The sequence below is a fragment of the Microbacterium sp. Bi128 genome (genome assembly GCF_918698205.1).
The window spans coordinates 1-1,158 of sequence record NZ_CAKKMM010001532.1; the positions used below are offsets into that span (position 1 = coordinate 1).

The following is a 1,158-nucleotide window of genomic DNA, read 5'->3' on the forward strand; positions in this document are numbered from 1 at the left end:
TTCGAGCTCGCGCCCAAGTCCGTGGTCCGGGACATGTACGAGCGCGCCATGAACTTCGGCGAGTTCGTCCAGTTCTACGGCCTCGCCCGCTCGGAGGGGATCGTGCTGCGCTACCTCGCCGACGGTTTCAAGGCGCTCCGCCAGACGGTCCCGCAGGATGCCCTCCGTGAGGACCTCGAGGACCTCATCGCCTGGCTGGGCGAACTGGTCCGGCAGGTGGACTCCAGCCTGCTGGACGAATGGGAAGAGCTCACATCCGGCGCGGCGCCCACACCGCACGACGCTCCGCCGCCCCCGCCGCCGTCGCTGACCTCCAACATCCGGGCCTTCCGGGTGATGGTGCGCAACGAGATGTTCCGCCGCGTGGAGCTGTTCGCCGATGAGGCCGCCACCGCCCTGGGCGAGCTCGACGCCGGCTCCGGCTGGGACGCCGAGCGCTGGGAAGATGCCCTCGATGACTACTTTGATGAGCACAACGACATCGGCACCGGACCGGACGCCCGCGGTCCCGGGCTGCTGATCATCACCGAGGAACCCGGGGTGTGGAAAGTGCGGCAGATCTTCGATGACCCCGCCGGCAACCACGACTGGGGCATTTCCGCCGACGTGGACCTGGCGGCCTCGGACGAGTCCGGGACCGCCGTCGTCCGCGTCACGGACGTCAACCGGCTCTAGGCGGGACGGCACGGGGGCTGGCCTGCACGGGGGCGGCCGTCGCCGGCGCCGGTACCCCAGCCTGGGCCATGGCGCCGCGGGTAAACTCGGACAATGAGTGTAATCCGGCCTGCCACGGCGCATGACGTCCCTGCCATCCTGCAGATGATCCACGACCTCGCCCTCTACGAGAAGGAACCGGACGCCGTCCGGAACACCCCCGAGATGCTCACCGAGGTCCTTTTCGGCGAGCATCCCAAGGTCTTCGCCACCATGGCGGAGAACTCCGCGGGCGAGGTCCGCGGCTTCGCCCTCTGGTTCCTGAACTACTCCACGTGGGAGGGCGTCCACGGGATCTACCTCGAGGACCTCTACGTCCGGCCGGAGGCCCGCGGCGAGGGCCACGGCAAGGCACTGCTGCAGCACCTGGCAGCGACCGCCGTCGACCGGGGCTATGCGCGCGTCGAATGGAGTGTCCTGGACTGGAACGAGCCCTCCATCAGG

The 1,158-nt window shown here is 69.0% G+C and carries 2 protein-coding genes; both read left to right on the forward strand.

Features of this window, described 5'->3' with window-relative positions; translation table 11 throughout:
- Positions 1–675: DUF3516 domain-containing protein (locus LQV45_RS34300; protein WP_230012332.1), on the forward strand; the 675-nt coding region annotated here is incomplete at its 5' end.
- Between the two features lie 93 nt (positions 676–768).
- Positions 769–1,158, forward strand: a 390-nt coding sequence (locus LQV45_RS34305; RefSeq protein WP_230012333.1) for a GNAT family N-acetyltransferase, incomplete at its 3' end; no start/stop codon positions are given.